This window comes from Mucilaginibacter sp. (assembly GCF_039921305.1).
Lineage (GTDB): Bacteria > Bacteroidota > Bacteroidia > Sphingobacteriales > Sphingobacteriaceae > Mucilaginibacter.
Genome location: NZ_JBDSCA010000063.1, coordinates 1 through 3,943 on the forward strand (window position 1 = coordinate 1; position 3,943 = coordinate 3,943).

At 39.6% G+C, this 3,943-nt stretch carries 2 protein-coding genes; both read right to left on the bottom strand.

Annotated features, from left to right (window positions below; genetic code table 11):
* A partial coding sequence (locus ABIN91_RS18990) for an MFS transporter (RefSeq protein WP_348053022.1) occupies window positions 1–965 on the bottom strand: 965 nt, incomplete at its 3' end.
* A 59-nt stretch (window positions 966–1,024) separates the two neighbouring features.
* On the bottom strand, window positions 1,025–3,943 hold a 2,919-nt coding region (locus ABIN91_RS18995; protein WP_348053023.1), incomplete at its 5' end, for a CheR family methyltransferase.

Here is a 3,943-nt window from a genome sequence, read left to right on the forward strand (position 1 = left end):
ACCGGATAACCGACGAAATTAGTGATGGAAATGGTGACCGCCAACACTGTCGCGCCAATTATCAATGATAACCTGCGTGTTTTCGTTTTATCAAAACTGCCAGCCACAAACGCTGCTATACTGGCACCGATCCCAAATGCCGCCATTGCCCAGCCGTAATGCTTATCGTCTAAATGCAAGCCACTTTTAATATGGCCCACTGTATTCACCAATATTTGTGCTCCCGCAATCGCTGAAACAAATTCTATAAACAAGGCGAAGCGGATCAGCGGATTTTTAAACAAGAGATGTATCCCTTTGATCGCATCATGCCAGGCGGTGAATGCCTTTTCATTTTTCTTTATGGCGTGTTGTAGTTTGGCTGCCGGAAGCATCAATATCAGAATAGCAGCGATAACGAACGAAGCGGCATCAATAAAAAAGATGTCTCTTGCACCAAACCAAACGGCCAATATCCCCGCTAAACCGGGTCCCAATACGCCTAAGGTCTGAAAAGTTGCTGTAGACAAACCTACTGCCTGCCTGTAATTGGCATGATCAACCACTTGCGGTATAACCGCACGATAGGTAGGCGTAAAAAAGGCATTAAATATATTAAGTAAAAAAACAAGCACGTAGATCTGCCATTCCTGGTTAACAAAAGGCAGACAGGCGACAATAGCCATCCTGATAAAATGGGTGGTATATAAAATGGTTTTCCGGCTTACCCGGTCCGCCAGCACACCCGCAAACGGTGAGAAGATAATAAAAGAAGTAACCCGCAAAGTTAAAGCGGTCGCTAAAATAATGGCCGATTTTTCTTTTCCGAACTGGAAGGCTAATAATGCAAGTCCGGTCCATGTGAACGCATCACCCAAAAGACTTATCGATTCCGCAAAATACAAAGTTGAAAACACCCGGTTTTGCAATACCTGGAAAGGGGCGGTTAATCTTTTAAGAAAAGGGATAGCAATAACCTTACTCATGCGCTAATACCAAAGTCGATCCTTATGACCGACTTCGGGGGTAACCATCAACCTTTTGCTCATTTTCCATTCATCGGAAAAGTAATAGTAAATGTTGTTCCCTTGTCAACTACACTGACAAATTTGATCTCACCATTCATTAAATCAATATAGCGTTTAACAATATTCAAACCTAACCCGGTTCCGGGGATGTTACCCGTATTGTGCGCTCTGAAGAATTCTTGAAACAAATGCTTTTGATCCTCTTTTGGAATGCCTATTCCATTGTCTTTAATGATCATCGTAAAAAGACCCTTATTGATTTTTGTATTAAATTTTATCAATGAATCTTTTCCGGAATACTTAATAGAATTGCTTATCAAATTGATGACACAATTTTTAAGCAATGAAGGATTAAGTTTTATCCGCCGTTCTGTTCCAGAATGTTGGAAGACTATACCTTGAGCCTGCCCCGTTAAAAGTTGCATATCCTGGGTGATCTCTTCAGCAAAAGACACCACATCGAACTCAGTAACGATTGGCTTGATCTTACCTGAAGCCAGTAGCTCATAGGACAAAAAATCATTTAAAATACTGGTCATATTTTTAGTTTGGTTTCGGAGGGTGTCCGCAAACCTAATTAGTATTTTATTATCGCTTTCAAGTGCTATTTTACCAATCATTTCGCCGGCGAGTTGAATCGAAGTAAGCGGAGTTTTAAACTCATGGGAGGCCATAGAAACAAATCGGCTCTTCAGAACATTCAACTCTTTTTCTTTCGCCAGCAACAGGCTTACTTTCTCCCGACTGTGCTCTATAGCCAATACTGAATCAGTTAAGTCTTTGTTGCTTATATCCAGATCACCTAAAAGCTTTTTCAATTCGGTAATTTCATAAAAACTAATGATAGCGCCGTCGGCCCTTTTGCTGCCTTTTTTCAGATAAGGCATCGTCATCACCTGGTATACTTTGCCGTCTAATGCTTCCGCTTCTTTCGTAATAACAGCTTCATCAAGAATTACTTTTTTGATATCTTCAATTAAGGTCTCTAATTTAATATTGGTTGTAATATTACTTAATGGACGACCTATATCGCTTTCCCTGATATTAATATGCTTAACCGCTGCGGGGGAATACCTTTTTAGTAAGAGATTCCTATCTACGAAGAGTTGACCATTGGTATTGCTACGGAAATAATTATTGAGGTCATCGTTCATATCCGTCAACTCATCAATTGTCATTTGATGTTCCTTGTTGATCGTTTGCAGTTCCTCATTGACAGATTGTAGTTCTTCGTTCGTGCTCTGCATCTCTTCATTGGCAGATTGCATCTCCTCATTAGCTGATTGCAGTTCTTCGTTAAAGGACTGCATATTCTCATTAGAGTTTTCGATTTTACCGTTCGCAACTGATAAGTTCTGCTTTAATTCAGCAACTTCCTGTTCCAAACTGATCACATGTTCTCTGGATACTTCATTAGTATCCTCAACATTGATTATATTTTTTTCAGTTACTTTCACATTTTCGTCTGTAAACAGAACCAGCAATAACCGTTCTTCTGACTTATCTAAATAGAACGGGCTAAGAACAATATTTATAACCCTGATTTTACTATCATCGGTCTTACTCAGTTTAAGTTCATTAAGTACAACCCGCTCGTTCAACTTTAGCGCTTTGTGAGCGGCTGCTTTAAAGATCGTCGAAATTTTATCAGGCAAAAGGTCATTAAGATTATGATTGAAATTGATATTTTTGAGGTACCGTGTGGTATTGCCAAAAGATTTTACCACGACCAAATTTTCATCCGTACAAACGCCAATGAATTTAGATTCATTTAGAAGTGCATTAGTGATCTGATCGCCGATCTCCGCACCCGAACCAGACGTGAAGCTGTTTTTACTCACTTCCATTTGGGTCGTCTTCACACTTTCAATAACCTGCGATGCAAAAGTGTCAAATTTTACTGCACGTCCATTTTTGTTACTTTGCAGTATATTCCATTTCCCGCTAATTTCCTCAAAGTCGTCTTTGAGGACAGCAGCATTTTCACTTGGGCCCAAAAAGAGATAGCCGCCTTTTTTCAATCCAAAGTGCATCATTGCAAAAACCTTTTGCTGCAATGCTACATTAAGATATATCAGCAAGTTACGACAGCTAAGCAAATCAATATTACAATAAGGGGGATTCTTAACTAAGTCATGCTGTGCAAATATCAGCATCTTCCTGATCTCGTGTTTAATTTTATAGGCTGTACCTTCTTTCGTGAAAAATTGTTGAAGTCTTTCCGTAGAAACCGAATTTTCAATGCTATTTTGGTAAATGCCCTTAGATGCGGTATCGAGTGCGGCCCTACTGATATCCGAAGCAAATATTTTTACATCTATATTTTGGGGATTTTCATTCAGGTATTCTTTAACCAGGATAGCCATAGAATAAGCTTCCTCTCCGGTAGCGCAACCGGCTACCCATATCTTAATAATTCCATCTTTATTTTTTTCAAAGATCGCAGGAATGACGGTTTCCTGAATAATTTTAAAGGCTTGCGGGTCTCTGAAAAAGGAGGTTACGCTTATCAAAAAATCATTTGCCAGCAAAACAACCTCGGCATTATTGCTTTTTAAAAACTTAAAATATTTATCAATCGTATTAAAATTATGCTCAACCATGCGCCTTTTAATTCTCCTGACAATGGTCGGACGTTTATAATCTGAGAAATCCAGCGGCAGGTTTCCTTTGATCAGGTCAAAAATTTTAGCGAGTTCATCCTCATTTATCTGAACATCTTTCTGTTCTGTGAGTGCATCTAATGTTCCATCTTTAACATAATCCTCAATCGCTTGGGGCATAGCTTCCGGCGAAAGGATCATATCTGCGCATTCTGTAGAGATGGCAGCAAGGGGCATTCCATTAAAACCGGCAGTTTGCGGGTCTTGAATAATAACTATTCCACCGGCTTGTTTGATTGCATTGATACCTGCTGATCCGTCATTACCTGTACC